Origin of the sequence: Bradyrhizobium sp. (assembly GCF_035935975.1) — a bacterium.
Taxonomy (GTDB): Bacteria; Pseudomonadota; Alphaproteobacteria; order Rhizobiales; family Xanthobacteraceae; genus Bradyrhizobium.
The window spans coordinates 292,351-309,242 of record NZ_DASYWN010000010.1 but is presented as its reverse complement, the minus strand read 5'-3'; the positions used below and the strand labels follow the sequence as shown (position 1 = coordinate 309,242).

Annotated in this window: 13 protein-coding genes; 7 read left to right on the top strand and 6 right to left on the bottom strand. The window is 65.9% G+C overall.

The window, feature by feature from the left end; translation table 11 throughout:
- Positions 1-51 precede the first annotated feature (51 nt).
- The 6 genes from VGR99_RS05085 to VGR99_RS05060 all read left to right on the top strand — a co-directional run bounded on the left by VGR99_RS05085 (position 52) and on the right by VGR99_RS05060 (position 9,267).
- The gene (locus VGR99_RS05085) at positions 52-777 is read left to right on the top strand and encodes a response regulator (RefSeq protein WP_326897199.1); all 726 of its coding nucleotides are present in this window, start codon (positions 52-54) and stop codon (positions 775-777) included.
- 107 nt (positions 778-884) lie between these two features.
- Entirely contained in the window at positions 885-1,505 is a 621-nt protein-coding gene (locus tag VGR99_RS05080) for a DUF1127 domain-containing protein (protein WP_326897198.1), read from the top strand.
- Positions 1,506-1,752: 247 nt separating this feature from the next.
- On the top strand, positions 1,753-2,679 hold the full coding sequence (locus VGR99_RS05075; protein ID WP_326897197.1) for a cytochrome-c peroxidase: 927 nt from the start codon (positions 1,753-1,755) through the stop codon (positions 2,677-2,679).
- Positions 2,676-5,177: a two-component system VirA-like sensor kinase gene (locus VGR99_RS05070; RefSeq protein WP_326897196.1), complete on the top strand. Its 2,502-nt coding sequence runs from the start codon at positions 2,676-2,678 to the stop codon at positions 5,175-5,177. Before VGR99_RS05075 ends, VGR99_RS05070 begins: the two co-directional genes overlap by 4 nt.
- Before the next feature lie 134 nt (positions 5,178-5,311).
- Entirely contained in the window at positions 5,312-5,608 is a 297-nt protein-coding gene (locus tag VGR99_RS05065; protein WP_326897195.1) for a hypothetical protein, read from the top strand.
- Positions 5,609-6,180: 572 nt separating this feature from the next.
- On the top strand, positions 6,181-9,267 hold the full coding sequence (locus VGR99_RS05060) for a DEAD/DEAH box helicase (RefSeq protein ID WP_326897194.1): 3,087 nt from the start codon (positions 6,181-6,183) through the stop codon (positions 9,265-9,267).
- A gap of 26 nt (positions 9,268-9,293) precedes the next feature.
- Here VGR99_RS05060 and VGR99_RS05055 read toward each other — a convergent pair whose 3' ends face one another.
- The 6 genes from VGR99_RS05055 to VGR99_RS05030 all read right to left on the bottom strand — a co-directional run bounded on the left by VGR99_RS05055 (position 9,294) and on the right by VGR99_RS05030 (position 15,282).
- The gene (locus VGR99_RS05055) at positions 9,294-10,442 is read right to left on the bottom strand and encodes an amidohydrolase (RefSeq protein ID WP_326897193.1); all 1,149 of its coding nucleotides are present in this window, start codon (positions 10,440-10,442) and stop codon (positions 9,294-9,296) included.
- Between the two features lie 103 nt (positions 10,443-10,545).
- Positions 10,546-11,634, bottom strand: a complete 1,089-nt coding sequence (locus tag VGR99_RS05050; RefSeq protein ID WP_326897192.1) for a mandelate racemase/muconate lactonizing enzyme family protein — start codon at positions 11,632-11,634, stop codon at positions 10,546-10,548.
- A 100-nt stretch (positions 11,635-11,734) separates the two neighbouring features.
- Complete coding sequence (locus VGR99_RS05045) at positions 11,735-12,280, bottom strand: hypothetical protein (protein WP_326897191.1); 546 nt, start codon at positions 12,278-12,280, stop codon at positions 11,735-11,737.
- Positions 12,277-13,470 (bottom strand): M20/M25/M40 family metallo-hydrolase, encoded by a 1,194-nt coding sequence (locus VGR99_RS05040; protein ID WP_326897190.1) that lies wholly within the window; start codon positions 13,468-13,470, stop codon positions 12,277-12,279. Before VGR99_RS05040 ends, VGR99_RS05045 begins: the two co-directional genes overlap by 4 nt.
- A 66-nt stretch (positions 13,471-13,536) precedes the next feature.
- Positions 13,537-14,781 (bottom strand): MFS transporter, encoded by a 1,245-nt coding sequence (locus VGR99_RS05035; RefSeq protein ID WP_326897189.1) that lies wholly within the window; start codon positions 14,779-14,781, stop codon positions 13,537-13,539.
- A 216-nt stretch (positions 14,782-14,997) separates the two neighbouring features.
- Positions 14,998-15,282, bottom strand: coding sequence for a hypothetical protein (locus tag VGR99_RS05030; RefSeq protein WP_326897188.1), 285 nt, complete (start codon positions 15,280-15,282; stop codon positions 14,998-15,000).
- Positions 15,283-15,649: 367 nt separating this feature from the next.
- On the opposite strand from VGR99_RS05030, the gene VGR99_RS05025 reads away from it, so the two are divergent.
- Positions 15,650-16,891 carry an efflux RND transporter periplasmic adaptor subunit gene (locus tag VGR99_RS05025; RefSeq protein WP_326897187.1) on the top strand — a complete coding sequence of 414 codons (1,242 nt, stop codon included), beginning with the start codon at positions 15,650-15,652 and terminating at the stop codon, positions 16,889-16,891.
- Position 16,892 lies beyond the last annotated feature (1 nt).

Here is a 16,892-nt window from a genome sequence, read left to right as displayed (position 1 = left end):
TGCGGATCGTGAAGCGACTCAATTGGTGGGGGCGGATTTTGAGAGTGAAGTATGCTTGCAGATGTTGGCCACATCGTCGTTGTCGACGACGATCCTACCTTGCGACAGATGGTGATCAGGTATCTTGAGGAGCACAACGTCCCGACCAGGGCCGCCTCCAACAGGACTGAGTTGAACCACTATCTCGAAGCCAATCAGCCCAGCCTGATCATTCTCGACCTCCGGCTTGGTCAGGAGGACGGCCTGGATCTGCTGCGGGAGATCCGTTCGCATTCCGACGTACCTGTCATCATCACGACAGGCCATCGTCCCGATGAGATCGATCGCATCGTCGGGCTCGAGCTCGGCGCCGACGACTACATCATCAAGCCGTTCTCCTTGCGAGAGCTGCTGGCGCGGGTCCGTGCGGTGTTGCGGCGGCAGGAGATGGGCCGTGCGGCGCGCGCCCGCGATCCCGAGCGCGGCGGTTATCGTTTCAGTGGATGGAAGCTGGAGCGCCGCGGCCGCAAGCTGATCGATCCCAACGAGGCGCCGGTGCCGCTCAGCAAGGGCGAGTATGCGTTGCTGCTGGCCTTCCTCGAAGCGCCGCAGCGGCCGCTGACCCGCGAGCATCTGCTGCAGGCGACCCGTATCCACGAGGACATTTTCGATCGCAGCATCGACGTCCAGGTGCTGCGGCTGCGGCGCAAGCTCGAGACCGACCCGAGCGCGCCGCGCGTCATCCAGACCGAACGCGGCGTCGGCTACGTCTTCGCGGTTCCCGTAGATCCGTTCTAAAGGCGGCCATCCGGATTGCAACTGTAACCGCTTTTCCGGTGACGGTGATCTCCGTGTAACCGCTGGCTTTGATATTGCCTCCCACCAACAGCGTGTGGAGATTTACGATGAAGACGCAGTCTCATAGTGCAGCCCGTGTTGTCCGGCTGAGTGCCGCCGAGCTCGATGGACCGGGCTGGCTCGAAGGGCCCGATGGCCGCGGCCCTGTCCGTTTCGGTTTCGACCGCACGGCGGTGCGGAGCGTTGCGGATACCGGCCCGCGCCTGGCGCCGCCTGATGCGGAGCCGGAACAGGACGTCGGCTCGTTCTGGTGGGGGATGGTTTTTTCCTTGATGGAAGGCTTTGCCCTCTATGGCGCGGCGCTGCATCCGACGGCGGCGATGCCGGTCCACGCCATCCTGGCGGCCCGCAAGGATCTGGAGCTCAAGGATCTGGATCTGGAGCCCGATGCGGCCGAGCCGGTGCAAAGCAGCGCGGCCGTAAGCCACAGCAATGTGGTCAAGCTCGATCGCGTCGGCCCGTCCGGCGCGCAACCGGAGCGGCGTTGGCATTGGCTGCGCGCGGCGGGTGAAAGCTTGACGGCATTGTTTGCGTGGCTGCGCCGCGAGCGACAGATCAGGCAGGCGGTTGTCGCTCTCCAGGAGCTCGATGACCGGACGTTGCGCGACCTCGGAATCCGCTGCCGTTCGGAGATCGAGTGGACCGTGAGGTACTGCCGTGATTGCTGACGCGTTCTATCTGGCCTTCGCCGGGCTGGACCTCTGTCACCTCGTGTGCCGTTCGATGCTGTCGAGCGGATTCAACTTGAACCTCAATCTTCGGATCTGGTGGTGGCCGCGTTCACGAAATCGCCGGGCTGCGATCAAAAGCCCTTGAAGAGACGCCTTCGCTTTCGCATCCACGCATACATAACAGACAGTGCGACAATTGATTGGATTTCGCGGAGCCGGATTAGGCGCCGGCTACCGGGGTGGGGTGATCGCCATTTGCGCGGTGCTGTTGTGCTGCGTGGAGGTAACGCCTGCGCCGTCGCAATCGCCGCCGCCACCTGTCCCGGATCGCGGAGAGCCGATCACGCCGATCCCCAGGCCGCCTGCGCTTGACCCGCTCAAGGTCGCGCTCGGCGAGAAGCTGTTCAGCGATCGCCGGATCTCGCACGACAATTCCCGCACCTGCCAATACTGCCATGATGTCACGACCAACGGCGCGAGCCAGAAGCGCCACGACCTCAGTGTCGACGGGACCGAGCTTGTGCTCAACACGCTCACCGTCTTCAACTCGACGCTGAGCTTTCGCTACAGTTGGGAAGGAAAATTCCGCACTGTTGAGGCCGATATCAAGGCTTCGCTCGAAAGCCCGCATACGATGGGCAGCAGCGCGACGGAGATTGCCGCAAAGCTCGATGCGGATCTCGATATGCGCGCCCGGTTCATGGCCGCTTACGGCCGACGCCCGGAGGGTGACGATATTGTCGACGCGCTGGCGAACTTTCAGCGCACGCTGCTCACGCCGGGCAGCAAGTTCGATCGCTGGCTGGAAGGCGACGACGCGGCGCTGTCGGCCGAAGAGCTGGCGGGATACCGCCTGTTCAAGTCGCTGGGTTGCTCGGCCTGCCACCAGGGCGTCAATGTCGGCGGCAATCTGTTCGAGCGGCACGGCATATTCCATCCGCTCGCCTCGCCCGAGCCGAAGATCCTGCGCGTGCCGAGCCTGCGCAACGTCGCGACCACGCCGCCGTATTTTCACGACGGCAGCGCACCGACGCTCGAGGATGCGGTTCGCAAGATGGCGCTGGCCCAGTTGAATGCGACGCTGACGGACCAGCAGGCCCACGTGCTCGTCGCCTTCCTCAACAGCCTGACCGGGACCTATCGTGGTGCGCCCGTGGGAGGCTCGCCGTGAAATCCGCTCCCGCGATTGTCAGCGTCGCCTTCGTGCTCGCACTCCTCACCTGGCTGCTGCTCAACGGGCTGAACGTCAATTCGGCCCGCTACGACGCGCAGTTGGAGGCGCTCGGGGATTTCAGCCGGTTCGAACGCGGGATGACCAGGGAGGTCCTCACCGCGCGCGCCGGCCTGTCGCGCAATTATGACGCGCTGGTGCAAATGGTGAATGCCTATGACGATGCCCTGATGCGGCTGCGCGAGACGGCGGGCCTCGACGTCGAACAGACCGGCGCGATCGACGCCCTGTCGCTGCGGGCCGGCCGGCAGGAGAGCCTGATCGAACGGTTCAAGAGCAGGAACGCGCTGCTCCAGAACTCCTTCGCCTATTTCGCCCTGTTCAGCGACAAGCTGGCTCAATCGGACTCCCGGCCGGTGGTGACGGCTGCCTCGGCATTGGCGGCCGCCATGTTGCGCCTGACGCTCGACACCTCCGACACCACGGCGCGCCAGGTCGAGGACCGGCTGGAGGATCTGGCGCAACTGCCGGCGCCGCCGGGGGAGAAGGATTCGGTCCGCGCCCTCTTGACCCACGGGCAGATGCTGCACGATCTGCTGCCGGATATCGACACCATCCTGAAGGCGCTCGTCGCCGATTCCAACAACCGCGAGCAGGATAGGATGCTGGCCGTCATCCTGAAGCGCCAGCTCGCCGCGCGCGCCTCGGCGCGCAAGACGCGGTTGCTCCAGTACATCACCTCGTTGCTGCTGCTCTCTGGTATCATCTATTTCGGCATGCTCTTGCGCAAACGGGCGGTGACGCTGCGCCGGCGCGCCACGTTCGAGCACGCGATCGCCAACATCTCGATGCTGTTCATCAACTCGAGCAGCGAGCGGATCGGCGCGGATGTCGAGATGGCGCTCCACCAGCTCGCCGGATATATCGGCGCCGATCGGGCCTATTTCTGCTGCATGGTCGGCACGACGATGCACACCTATCGGTGGTCGCGCGACGGCATCGAGTTCGAGCCGGGCTGGCCGGAGCGGGTGCTGAACCTCGCACCGCGGTTCGACGGCGGCAATGACGGCATCATCTACATCCCCAAGGTGAACACCTTGCATTCCCATGACCCGATGCACCTGCTCGGCGACGCCGGCATCAGCGGCTGGCTGTGCATCACGCCGGCCTACGGAAGCCGCGATTGCGTGCTCGGCTTCGATGCCGTGCACGGCGGCGCGCTCACCTATTGGTCCGAGGTCTCGCTGTTCCGCATGGCCTTCGATGCCATCGGCAACGCGATCCGGCGGGCGCGACTCGAAGGCGAGAAGGAGCGTCTGCAGGCGAGCTTGCAGCATGCCCGCCGCATGGAGACCATCGGCACCTTCGCCAGCGGCATCGCCCACAACTTCAACAATATCGTCGGCGCCATTCTGGGCTATGCCGAGATGGCCGATGCGCGGGTCCCGTCGGGCAGCCGCCCGGCCGCGAGCCTTGCCGAGATCCGCCGGGCCGGCGAGCGGGCGCGCGAGCTGGTCGAGCAGATTCTCAGCTTCGGTCGTCGCGGCGAGGGCAGGCGGGAGCGCGTCTGCGTCCAGACCCTGGTCGACGAAACGAGGTCGCTGCTGGCGGCGTCACTGCCCTCGCACGTCAAGTTCGAGGTGAGCGAGACGGCCGAGATGGCCGTCGTCACCGGCGAGCCCGCGCAGTTGCAGCAGGTCATCCTGAACCTGTGCAACAATGCGGCGCAGGCGATGAAGGAGCCGGGCCGCATCAAGCTCGATATCAAGACGCATGATCTTTCGAAGCCGCGACCGGTCGGGCGCAGTGAGCTGGGTCCCGGTCGTTTTACCGCCATTTCGGTCTCCGATCCCGGGCCCGGCATGGACGAGGCGACGCTGGAGCGGATCTTCGAGCCGTTCTTCACCACCCGCCCGGACGGCAACGGCCTCGGACTCGCAACGGTGCGCGAGATCGTCGAGCAGCATGGCGGCGCCATCACGGTGGAGAGCAGGCCGGATGCCGGCACGCGCTTCGACGTCTGGCTGCCATCGGCCGAGGCTGCCGAGCCGGAGCCGGCTCAATACGCTTCCGATCCCGCGCTCCGGGGCGCCGGTGAAACCGTGCTGGTGATCGACACCGATCGCAGCCGGCTGTTGCGCTATGAGGAGATTCTCGCCGCGCTGGGTTATGAACCCGTCGGCTTCACCACGCTCGCGGAGGCGATCGCCGCGTGCCGTGCCGCGCACGCCCGTTTCGACGCGGCGCTGGTGTGTCATCTGCCCGGCGGCTCTTCGCTCGAGTTCGCGGCGGCGCTGCATGATGCCGCGCCGGGTCTGCCGATCATCCTGGCGGCGCCGTCGACGCGCGACCTGGCGATGCCCTCGCTCAAGACATCCGGCATCACCGAGCTCGTTCACCACCCGCTGGTGTCGGGGGAACTCGCCGGCGTCCTGGTGCGAAGCCTTGTCTCGTCGGCGAGGGGCGGACGGTTGAGGCGCGCGGCCGGAGCCTCGTAAGCCTTTTGCCATCCGGCGCCGCTGCATGCGGTTTCAGCCGTAACGCGATATCATCGCGGACGAAATGGCGGGGTAGCCGGCATCTCCTATTCCTGACAGGCGCGTGTTCGCATTGTCACCGCGATAGGAGAATAATGATGTCGATCAGACTTGGTTCGTCCATCGTCGCCGCTGCGTTGTTGTTCTTGCCAATTTCAAGCCTCCGGGCAGGCGAGAGCGCGGGCGCCGGTGCCCGCACCACACTTGTGCCGCCAGTCAATCTCGCTCCGACAAGGTATGCGGATCTGTTCCGGCAATCTGCTCCCATTGGGCACCGGCAACCGCGGCCCAGCGACATGGCCGAGCCCGTGCCGGTCACGCACGTCGACGCCGAGCTGCGACGGCTCGATGTGGAGATCGATCGCAAGCTGATCATCTGCCGCGGTTGCTGATCATGACTGAAGGCGGCGGGCCGCCAGGCTCGCCGTCTTCGCCCGCGCCGCTCCCGCGCGCGACCTTGACGTCAATGCCCGTTGCGACTCCGCCCCCGGGCTCGCTTGATTCATCAATCCATCAATCATGCTGTCCTTGACAGCGCCGCGATGATGCCCCAGCGTGCCGCGCATCACGCGCCCTGCAATCCGGTTTATCGCTGTACCGCTGATTGAAACCCGGCAAGAGCGCGTCGATATCGGATAGGTTCGCGCCGCCGGACGCGTGCGTTCGCGCGGCAAATCTCATATGCATGGCGACGGACGGCCGAATCGAGACGGGTTCGGCGCGCGTGCCATCGATGACTGTTGACAATTTGAGACGAATGAACGTGCGGCATTCCAAGAAAACGCAGGCGGCCCAAAGCGCGCGAAACAAGACAGCGCGGACCAAGAGCGCGCCGGCCAAAACGTCGGCCACCAGGAGTTCCCCTGCGAGGCGCGCGCCAGCGCGGAAATCGCCGGCGAAGCGTTCGCCGAAGCAGGGCAAGGCGGCGCAGCGCGGGGCGGTCTCGTCGTCGTCGCCGCTTGGGATGATGGCGCTTCATCTGCTCGAGCAGTACAAGCAGTCAGGCCGCAGCGGCCTCGTATTCCTCGCCGAGAGCGAGAACAGGGCCGAGCGGCTCGGCAGCGTCATCCATGGCCTCGACCCGTCCTGCGAGGTCCTGGTGTTTCCGCGGCTGAACACGCTGCCGTTCGATCAGCTGGAACCGTCGCACGAAATCGCAGGCCGGCGCGCCTCCGTGCTGCGGCGTCTGGCGAAATCCAAAGAGCCGATCTTCCTGATCGCGACGGCGGAAGCCGTGATGGAGCGCCTGCCGCTGCCGGCGAGCCTGCTCCGCCTCAACACCAGCCTGAAGGTCGGCGGAACGTTCTCGGAAGCCGAGCTCCGCACGCGTCTCCAAGCCCTCGGTTACGATCTGGAGGACGAGCCGGATTATCCGGGCGGTGCCCTGTTCCACGGACAGACCTTCGAGATATTTCCCGCGGGCGCGCTCGGCCCGTTCCGGATCGAGCATTCGGGGCGCTCCATCAGCCGGATCGTGGCGTTCGATCCGCGGGAGCACGACGTCATTTTCGAGACCAAGGAGCTTCTCGTCGATCCCATGTCGGAGCGCCTCGCCATTGCGAGCCGCGGCAAGCGCGCGACGCTGTTCGACTATTGCGGACGCGCCAAATGGATCGCGGACGCCAGGGTTCCCTCGCACGCCGACGCCTGGCTCGGTACCATTGAGGATGCCGGCGCTCGCGCGGACCGGGAGCGTGAATATCTGGCGCGGCGCGACTGGAAGCAGGCGACCAGGGGCATGAAGGTGCTGCCGCAGACGGCGCCGTTCCAGCCCACGCCGGAATTCTCCAAGCTGACATCCGCGCGCAAGGCCCTGCGCGCCTTCGTCGAGGAGACTCAGCGCGCCGGCTCGCGCCTGATCTTCGTCGCTGCGCAGGAGGAGGATTTGCGCGCGATGGAGCGGATGAGCGGTGTGAAGGTCGAGCGCTGCGCGGATTGGCACGAGGCCACCAGCGCGCGCGATGACGAGGCGGCGCTGCTGGCCGATCTCGACGCCGGCTTCGTCGTGCCCGGGCGAAAGCCGATCGTCGTCCTGACGGCTTCCGACGTGCTCGGCAGCAGGGCGCATCATCCACAGCCGATGGCGCGAAGCTGGAGCGCGGCCTTCGATCATGCCGACGTGCCGGAGCAGGGCACCGTGGTGGTGCATCTCCAGCGCGGCCTCGCCGTGCTCGACGGCCTGCAGACCGTGAACACCGGCGGCGGCGCCTTGCGCGAGATGGTCAGGCTGTCGTTTGCGGGCGACAACGCGGTGCTGGTGCCGCCGTCCGATCTCGCGGCGATGTGGCCCTATTCGACCGAGCTCGGCAAGCTCGCGCTCGACAAGGCGGATGGCAGCACATGGTGGGCGCGCCGCACCTCGGCCGAGCAGGAGATCCAGCTCGCCGGCAAGACGCTCGCCAAGCACATCAGTCAGCGCCGGCGGCGAAAGGCGGACAAGCTGGTGCCGCCGGGCTCGGCCTACGAGAAATTCGTCGCGCGCTTTCCCTACTTCACGACGGCCGGCCAGGCGAGCGCCATCCATGATGTCCTCGACGATCTCGCATCCGGCCATCCGATGGACCGGGTGATCTGCGGCGATGTGGGGTTCGGCAAGACCGAGGTGGCGCTGCGCGCCGCGGCCGCTGTTGTGCTGTCGGGCAGGCAGGTGGCGATCGCGGTGCCGACGACGGTGCTGGCACGGCAGCATGTCGCAACTTTCCAGAAGCGCTTTGCCCCGTTCGACATCGAAGTCGGCAATCTGTCGCGGGCAACGTCAGGCGCGGAGTTGCGCCAGACCAAGGAGGCCTTGCGCAGCGGCCGGATGAAGATCGTGGTCGGCACGCAGGCGCTGTCTTCGAAGGACGTGAAGTTCGATGATCTCGGCCTCGTCATCATCGACGAGGAGCAGCATTTTGGCGCCGCCGAGAAGGCCAAACTTTCCGGGCTCGCCAAGAATGTCCATACGCTCTGGATGAGCGCGACGCCGATCCCGCGCACGCTCGCCGCCGGCCTTGCCGGCTTCCGGGACCTCAGCGTGATCGCCTCGCCGCCGGTGCACCGGCTTCCGGTCGCAACCAAGATCGCGCCCTTGTCCGATGCTGCGATCGCTTCGGCATTGCTGCGCGAGCAGCGGCGCCACGGCCAGAGCTTTCTGATCTGTCCGCGCATTCAGGATCTCGAGCCGATGCTGGCGCGCGTGCAGGCGGTCGCACCCGATCTGCGCATCGTGTGCCTGCACGGCAGGTTGCCGGCCGACGAGATCGACGACCGCATGATGAGCTTCGTCGAGGGCGAGGCAGATGTGCTGCTCGCGACCAACATCGTGGAAAGCGGCCTCGATATCCCGCGCGCCAACACGATCGTGGTGTGCTGGCCCGAGAGATTTGGTCTCGCCCAGCTTCACCAGCTGCGCGGGCGCGTCGGGCGCGGCGGCATCCGCGCCTTCGCCTTTCTGCTCACCGAGACGGGTTCCGAGCAATCCGAGAAGCGGCTCGCGGTGCTCGAGGAATTCAGCCGGCCGGGCGCGGGCTTTGCCATCAGCGAGCGCGATCTGGATCTGCGCGGCGCGGGCGATCTTTTTTCGGAGCAGCAGTCCGGCCATGTCCAGGTGTTCGGGCCGGTGCTCTACAGCCATCTTCTGAAGATGGCCTCGGAGAAGGACGGACGGGTCGAGATGTGGGTGCCCGACCTCAATCTGCCGATCGCGGACATGCTGCCCGAGACCTATGTGCAGTCGGAGCCGGTGCGGCTCGAGCTTTATGCGCGCGCGGCGAGGTGCCGGGACGAGGACGAGCTCGACGACCTCGAGGAGGAGACCTCGCGCCGGTTCGGGCAATTGCCGAAGGTTGCCCGCGACTTCTTCGCGGCGGCAAGGCTGCGGCTCGACTGCAAGCGCAGGGGAATCATCCGCCTCGACGTCGGCGCCAATGCGGTCGCCGCGACCTTCCTGCCGGGCCGCCTGCGGAAATCCCTGCAGCGCGACGGCGACCGCGTCGTCTATCACAGCCAGATGCGCGACGCCCCGTTCGACCGGGTCGAGGAATTGTTCGAGCTGCTGGACGAGGCGTGACGGCGGCGGCCGGCGCGCATGGCTAGCTAGTTGGACGCCAGCGCCGTCTTCGCGACTTCGGCCATCCAGCTCGATGCTACGGGAAGGATCGCGTCGTTGAAATCGTAGCGCGGGCCATGCAACTCGGCGCCGTCGCGCAGCTCGCCATTGCCGATCCAGACGAAGGCGCCGGGCCGCTTCTGGAGATAGAAGGCGAAATCCTCGCCGGCCATGCTCGGCGCGAGATCGCGGCGCAGCGGCGCCTGCACCCTCTCGGCGGCGTGGCGCGCAAGACCCGCTTCCTCAGGCGTGTTGATGACGACGCCGACACCCATGACGATCTCGGGCGTGACCTTGACGCCGAAGCTGGTGGCGACGCCGGCGCAGATCTCGCTGATGCGGGCGAGCAGAATGTCCTTCACCGCTTCGCGATGAAACCGCAGCGTGCCGCGGATCGTCACCTTGCCCGCGATCTGGTTCGGCGCGGTGCCGCCGTCGATCGTGCAGAGCGAGAGCACGGCGGTGTCGAGCGGATCGACGCTGCGCGCCACGATCGACTGCAGCGCCACGATGAGGTGGCCCGCCGCCATCACCGGATCGCGCGTCAGATGCGGCATGCCGGCGTGTCCGGCATGGCCCTCGATGGTGAGCGTGACGCGCCCGCCCGAGGCCATGACGACGCCGTCATGGACCGCGATGGTGCCGGCCTGCAGGCCCGGCCAGTTGTGGAAGCCGAACACCCGGTCCATCGGAAAGCGCTCGAACAGTCCGTCCGCCACCATCGCGCGCGAGCCGCCGTAGCCTTCCTCGGCCGGCTGGAAGATGAAATCGACTGTGCCGCTCCAGCTCGTGTCGGCGGCGAGCAGCGCCGCAGCTCCCAGCAGCGAGGCGGTGTGCCCGTCATGGCCGCAGGCATGCATCACGCCCGATGTCGTCGAGGCGTAGGGCAGGCCGGTGTCCTCGGTGATCGGCAGCGCGTCCATGTCGGCGCGCAGGCCGACGCGCCCCTGCGCCGTGCCGCGCGTCAGGGTCGCGACGATGCCGTGGCCGCCGATGCCGGCCTTAAAGGGAATGCCGAGCTCGGTGAGCTTGTCCTGCACGAAGGCGGCGGTCGCCTTTTCCTGCAGGGACAGTTCGGGGTGGGCATGCAGATGCCGGCGCCACGCGGTCAGTTTCTGGTGCAGCTCGGGTGTCAAGGGAGGTCTTTCACAGGGAGGGCCGGCAACCACCAGCATAGCCGAATATCGGGCCGCCGCATCAAGCGCCTTGGAATGCCTCGCGTGCGGCAATGCGCGTTGCCTATGGCGCGAGCTTCGCCAGCCCCTTCCAGTCGAAGCCGATGCCGTGGCCCGGCCGCGACGGCGCCAGCGCCTTGCCGTCCTCGAGCACCAGCGGATGCTCGATGTACTTGTCGAGCCCGAAACCGTGCGCCTCGAGATAGGAGCGGTTCGGGCAGGCTGCGAGCAGATGCACGGTGACATCGTGCGCGCCATGGCTGGTGACGGGCAGGTTGAAGGCCTCGGCCAGCCGCGCGATCTTCATGAAGGCGGTGACGCCGCCGCAATTGGTGACGTCGGGCTCGGGATAGGACACAGCGCCCGATGCGATGTAGTTCTTGAACTCCCACAGCGAGCGCAAATTCTCGCCGGCCGCGATCGGCACGCCGCCGGCCTGCATGATGCGGGCATGGCCCGCGACGTCGTCGGGAATGATCGGCTCTTCCAGCCAGGTGAGGTCGTAGGGCACGAAGGCGCGCGCGGCGCGGATCGCTTCCTCGACGGTCCATTTCATGTTGGCGTCCGCCATCAGCGGGAAGCCGTCGCCGAGATGTTGTCGCATCGCCGCGACACGCGCGACGTCGGATTTGAGATCAGGCCGGCCGACCTTCATCTTGATGGCGCGAAAACCCTTGGCGAGGTTGCCGTCGGTCTGCTTCAGCAGCGCCTCGACCGAGAGATCGAGGTCGATGCCGCCGGCATAGCACGGCACATGCGCATCGAAACCGCCGAGCAGGCGGAACAGCGGCAATCTGGCGCGCTGTGCCTTCAGGTCCCACAGCGCGATGTCGAGCGCGGAAAGCGCCAGCACCGCCGGCCCGCCGCGGCCGCCATAATGCAGCCCCCACCAGACGTGATGCCATAGCGCCTCGGTGTCGTCGGCCTCGCGGCCCTCGACCAGCGGCGGGATCTCGCGCTTGAGGATGTCGGCCGTCGCCCCGCCATTGCGCCCGACCGTATAGGTGTAGCCGACGCCCTCCGCACCATCGGCATCGCGAATGCGGCAGGTGATCAGCTCGAACGCCGCGATCTCGCCATGCGTGGAATCGGACAGCGTGACGGGGAGGGGGATCCGGTAGAGGGCGGATTCGATATTTGCGATGCGCGGCATGTTTGCCTCCCGATTTTTCTTTTTGGTTCGTACTCGGCATTGTAGATGCGCCAGGCGCGTCCGCAACGCATAACAAGGCCGCGCGGCGCGGCGATCCCGCTCACCTTTTGGTGGCGAAATAATTGATGCTGATCGAGGCCCGGCGCGGCGACGTTCGCCACACCGACATCTCCAGCGTGTCGCCGCCGTCGGCACCGACACGCCAGCTCGCCAGACGATGATTGTCGTCGTTGGACGGCTTGTCGGTCCGCTCACGGGCCTTCAACGATGTTTCGATCAGCCCGGGCAGCGCGTCGGCAGAGGCGCCGACGGCCGACACGGTGCAGGTCACGCTCGGACCATCGTCAGGTCCTGTGAAATAGGCCGTCATGCTGCCGAGCCTCTCGCCCCGCCGGATCAGCTTCGCCGAGTAGAGAAGGTCGAGTTTTGGCCCGCGCTCCATCTCGGCCGTGATCGGGCCGCCGTCACTGACAAAACCGAGACTGCTTGCGATGCGCTCGACCTGGCTCGGCCTGGCCGGCTTGGGCGCGCAGATCTTTGCGAAGAGATCGACCAGCAAGGCGCTGTTGTCCTCTTCTGCGCCGGCCGCGCCCGCAAGCGCCAGCAGCGCAAATCCCGCGAGCGCGAACCGAACCACGCGCATCATCGCATCGTCGCGACCTGCAGCGCCAGCGCGCAGCCGCGGTCGTATTCGTCGAGATTGATCCACTCGTCGACCGTGTGCGCCTCGTTCTGGCCGGCGCCGAAGGTCACGGTCGGAATGCCGTGGCGGACCATCCAGTTGGCATCGAGGCCGCCATTGGCCGCCCGCACGTTCGGGGTGCCGCCGACTGCGGTCACCGCCTCGATCGCGCGCTTGACGACCGGCAGGCTCTCCTTCATGCGGAACGGAAAATAGTCGGTCTCGGCCTTGAACTTGACCTTGCCGGACTTGCCTTGCGTGTTCGTCACCTTCTTGGCCGCCTTCTCGAACGCGGCCTTGTAGGCCTTGGTGATCTCCTTGAAGAACTTTCCGTCATGGCTGCGGCTCTCGCCGCGCACATGCACGTAATCGGTGACGACATTGGTGGCATCGCCCGCCGGGCGGCCCTCGCCGCCGGTGACGGGGCCGACATTGCTGGTGCCCTGCAGCTTGCCCTTCACCACCTTGCCGAACCAGCCGCCGGCCTTCACCTCGGCGAGCGCGAGCGCCATGATCATGGTCGAGGAGATGCCGCGCTCGGGCGCGACGCCGGCATGCGAGGCGCGGCCGAAGATCTCGACGGTCCAGCGGTCGGCGCCGACCGCGCCGATGATGACGTTGGAGGCCGAGCCGCCGTCATAGTTGAAGGCCATCACCGGCGAGCCGAGCTCCTCCAGCTTGACGTGGCGCGCGCCATAGAGGCCGCTCTCCTCGCGCACGCAGAACAGCAGCGTGATCGGCGGATGATCGAGCTTCTGCTTGGCAAGCTCCGCCGCCAGCGTCACCAGCACGCCGCAGCCGGTGCGGTTGTCGCCGCCGAGCGCGGTCTTGGCCTCGTTGACGATCTTGCGGCCGGAGATCTTCGGTTTTGCGCCGGCGCAGAGCGGCACGGTGTCCATGTGGGTCATGAACATGATCCGCGGCTGGTTGTGCAGCGCGCCGCGGCCGGGCAGGTCGACGATGAGATTGCCGGTCTCGGTCGGCACGGGAATGCGGCTGTTGGCGTCGTCGAGCCGGATCGCCTTCTTGGGCACGCCGACCTCCTGCAGCGCGGCGGCAAGCTCACGCCCGATCGCCGCCTCCTGTCCCGTGACGCCCTCGACGGCGAGGAAGCGCATGAGGCGGTCGGTAGCGGCTTTGTGGTCGACAGGCATGGAGCTGAATTCCCTTGATGCAGATAGCGCCGCAGCATCCCCTGTGCTCGCGCATTTCGCAAGGGCTCAGACAGGCCGCGTGAAGATCAGGAAGATCACCACGCCGACCATCAGCGCCGCGGCCATGAACAGCAGCACCGCCGGCAAGCCCGCGAACGCGGCCACCGCGCCGGTGATCGATTGCATCAGCGCCGTGCCGAGAAAGAAGGCCAGGTTGACCGCGGCGAGTGCCTTGCCCGCGACCTGCGCGTCGACGAGTTGCCTGGACATGCCGAACAGCAGCGGCTGCGCCGAGGTGAAGAGCCCGATCAGCACGAACAGTGCCAGATCATACTGCGGCGGCATGACGGTCACGCCGAACAGCCATGCGACGGCGAGGTGCGGCGCTCCCAGCGCCATCAGCGCGAGCAGCAGCGCCGCGAAGCCGTGGGTGCCGGCCACGAGCTCCCTGCGGCGGCCGATCCGGCGGTCGATCATGCCGACCAGCAGGGGCCCCGCGATCATCGCCAGCGTGAACGCGCCGAGCTGATTGCCGGCCTCGACCCGCGACAGGCCCTTGATCTGCATCAGCCACGGCCCGCCCCACAGCCCGCGCAGCACCAGCGAGCTCGCCAGCGACACCAGCGCCAGCGCGATCAGGCCGCGCAGCGGTCGCGACAGGCCGAGCCAGAGCACCTCGATCATCTGCGACAGCGGCGAGGATTCGTCCTTGTGCTCGGCCGGCTGGTTCGGCACCAGCACGAACACCGCGAGCGCGACGGCGATGCCGCCGATCGCGGAGATCCAGAACCCGGCGCGCCAGCCATAGTTGTCGATCACGAAGGCGAGCGGGCTCGACGACAAGAGCATGCCGATATTGCCGATCGAGAGGATCGCACCCGACCACAGCCCGAAGCGGCTCGCCGACAATTGCTTGGCCGCCAGCGTCATCGGGCACATCAGCATGCCCGAGGTGGCGACGCCGAGCATGAACTGCCCCACCGCAAAGCTCTCCGGCCCTGTCGCGAACCCCGAGGCGATGGCGCCGAACACGGTTCCCGCCAGCAGGGCGAGCGACACCGGCCGCACGCCGAACCGGTCCATCGCGGCCCCGACCGGAATCTGCGATGCCGCGAAGGCGAAATGATAGACCGAGGTGAGGCTCGCCAGCGCCTGCGGTTCGATGTGGAAATCCGCCGCCATCAGGTCGAGGCTGATCGCGGGAATGGTGCGCAGCAACGTCGAGAGCATGTGTCCGCAGGCGAGCGCGACCAGCGCGAAGATCAGCGCGCGGGTGCCTTCTCCCGCTTCTTCCGTGGCAACCGCACTCATCAGCGTCCCGTCCCGGCAAGGGTTTTGGCAAGCGTTTTGGCCGGGTTACATCATTGGGGCAGGCGTGCCAATGGCGGGAGAGGGCGGCTTGGCGCATGGCCCGCCAGCCGTGGCGGCACAGCGCACCGGCTCGACCTCCCGCTGCCTGGCCTGAACTCGCCCGCGGCAACGGCGCCGGCCTGGGCGAGTGCGATTGCCGGCGCCTGCGCCGATCGATCAGTTGGTGCACTCCCATCTGTGCAGGCACAGGTTCGATTGCTCGATTCTGTAAAAGTCCTCTGTCGCGATGAAGACGAGGAGCCCAAGCAGAACCATTGCCGCGATGTTCGAGCGCATGCTTGCGCCATTGTCGACGGCACGGCGATCTTGTTCGAATTTCGAGAGGTCGAGTATGCGCAAGATGTTCTCGGACGGGACGTCGTCAGTCGGAGCTCTCGCGTCCTTCGGTTGCTTTCGAAACGGTATGATATTTCCCCCGAGCTTCGGCTGATTGGCGGTCATCTTGCGCCTCGCATGACACTTTGCATTGCCATCGACATTTCAATGCTAGGTCCAACTCGCGACGCGCGTTCCTTAAAATTCCTCATCGCCTACGCAATTCGGCGTGATGCCGCGGCGATCCTTAACGCTCGTCCATATCATTTCCGTTTGTTTCTTCTCCGCGCACCGATCGTCTTCGATCTCTCGCTTCGTCCCGGCAATTGCAGTCTCGCAATGAGGAACATGACGGATTGTACAGAAAGTCGCACGCGATCGTTATTTTGATGTCGCGAACCTGTCCGCGATAGTTCAGCACGCAAACAGTGCGTTCACGTGCAAGCAGCAGGTTCACCCGCAGGCTGGCGCAAGCAACCGGATGGCCATGGATATGACAAGGCGACCGAAGCTCAGCCTCACGCTGTTTGGAATCCTGGCGACAGCCGCATTGGGCGGTGGCGCCTGGTATGAGCTCGTCGGAAGCGTCAAGCCCGTCGCAGCATCCGCGCAAGGCAGCTCCACTCAGGCCCCGGCCAGGATCCCCGTCACCTCCTTCGAGGTGAGGAAGGCCGACTTTCCCGTCCACACCTACGGCCTCGGAGTCGTCTCCCCGTTCAAGACGGTGACGGTCAAGAGCCGCGTCGACGGTCAGATCACGAAAGTGTTCTTCAGGCAGGGTCAGATGGTGAAGGAGGGCGATCCGCTTCTCGAGATCGATCAGCGTCCCTTTATCGCAGCTCTTGAGCAGGCGGTGGCGAAGAAGGCCCAGGATGAGGCCAATCTGAAGAACGACCAGTTGAACCTGGAGCGCTTTCAGAAGCTCGCGAAACAGCAGTTCGAGACCCAGCAGAATCTCGATGCCCAGCAGGCGCTGGTCGATCAGATGACGGCGCAGATCAAGGGCGACCAGGCCGCCATCGACAATGCGCAGACCAATCTCGGCTACACCTCGATCAAGGCGCCGATCAGCGGACGAACGGGTTTCCGCCTGGTTGACCCCGGCAACATCGTGCATGCCGCCGATACGACGGGGATCGTCACCATCGCGCAGCTGCAGCCGATCGCCGTGCAGTTCACGGAGCCCGAAGACCAATTGCAGGCGATCGACAAGGCGTATGATTCCGGCGCGGTGCCAGTGAAAGCCCTGACCTCGGACGGAACCAAAACGCTGTCGCAAGGCAAGCTCGTGATCATGGACAATTCCGTGAACCAGGCCACCGGGACCATCAGCCTGAAGGCGCGCTTCGACAACAAGGACAACGCATTGTGGCCGGGTCTTTCAGTCACCACGCGGATGCTGATTGACACGCGCAAGGATGTCATCGTCGTGCCCCAGGATGGTGTGCAGCACGGGCCGTCGGGGTTGTTCGCTTATGTGATCGGCGACAATGGCAAGGTCAGCGCGAAACCGATCAAGGTCAGTCAGAGCGGCGATGCAAATGCCGTGGTCTCCGAAGGCCTGAACGTCGGGGACAGGATCGTGGTGGCCGGGCAGTCCCGCTTGTTCGACGGTGCGCTGGTCGACGAGAAGCCGCAGGTCGCTGCAGCCGCACCGATGACGGACACGAGCAGCAGCGCCACTCAGGCCAAGAGTGGAACCGAGAGTGGAACCAAGACCGGATCGGCTGACTGAC

Coding starts and splice junctions, on each gene's coding strand:
- VGR99_RS05085 (WP_326897199.1), top strand. CDS start 52: ATGCTTGCAGATGTTGGCCACATCGTCGTTGTCGACGACGATCCTACC.
- VGR99_RS05080 (WP_326897198.1), top strand. CDS start 885: ATGAAGACGCAGTCTCATAGTGCAGCCCGTGTTGTCCGGCTGAGTGCC.
- VGR99_RS05065 (WP_326897195.1), top strand. CDS start 5,312: ATGATGTCGATCAGACTTGGTTCGTCCATCGTCGCCGCTGCGTTGTTG.
- VGR99_RS05060 (WP_326897194.1), top strand. CDS start 6,181: ATGATGGCGCTTCATCTGCTCGAGCAGTACAAGCAGTCAGGCCGCAGC.
- VGR99_RS05050 (WP_326897192.1), bottom strand. CDS start 11,634: ATGCCGCGCATCGCAAATATCGAATCCGCCCTCTACCGGATCCCCCTC.
- VGR99_RS05045 (WP_326897191.1), bottom strand. CDS start 12,280: ATGATGCGCGTGGTTCGGTTCGCGCTCGCGGGATTTGCGCTGCTGGCG.
- VGR99_RS05040 (WP_326897190.1), bottom strand. CDS start 13,470: ATGCCTGTCGACCACAAAGCCGCTACCGACCGCCTCATGCGCTTCCTC.
- VGR99_RS05035 (WP_326897189.1), bottom strand. CDS start 14,781: ATGAGTGCGGTTGCCACGGAAGAAGCGGGAGAAGGCACCCGCGCGCTG.
- VGR99_RS05030 (WP_326897188.1), bottom strand. CDS start 15,282: ATGACCGCCAATCAGCCGAAGCTCGGGGGAAATATCATACCGTTTCGA.
- VGR99_RS05025 (WP_326897187.1), top strand. CDS start 15,650: ATGACAAGGCGACCGAAGCTCAGCCTCACGCTGTTTGGAATCCTGGCG.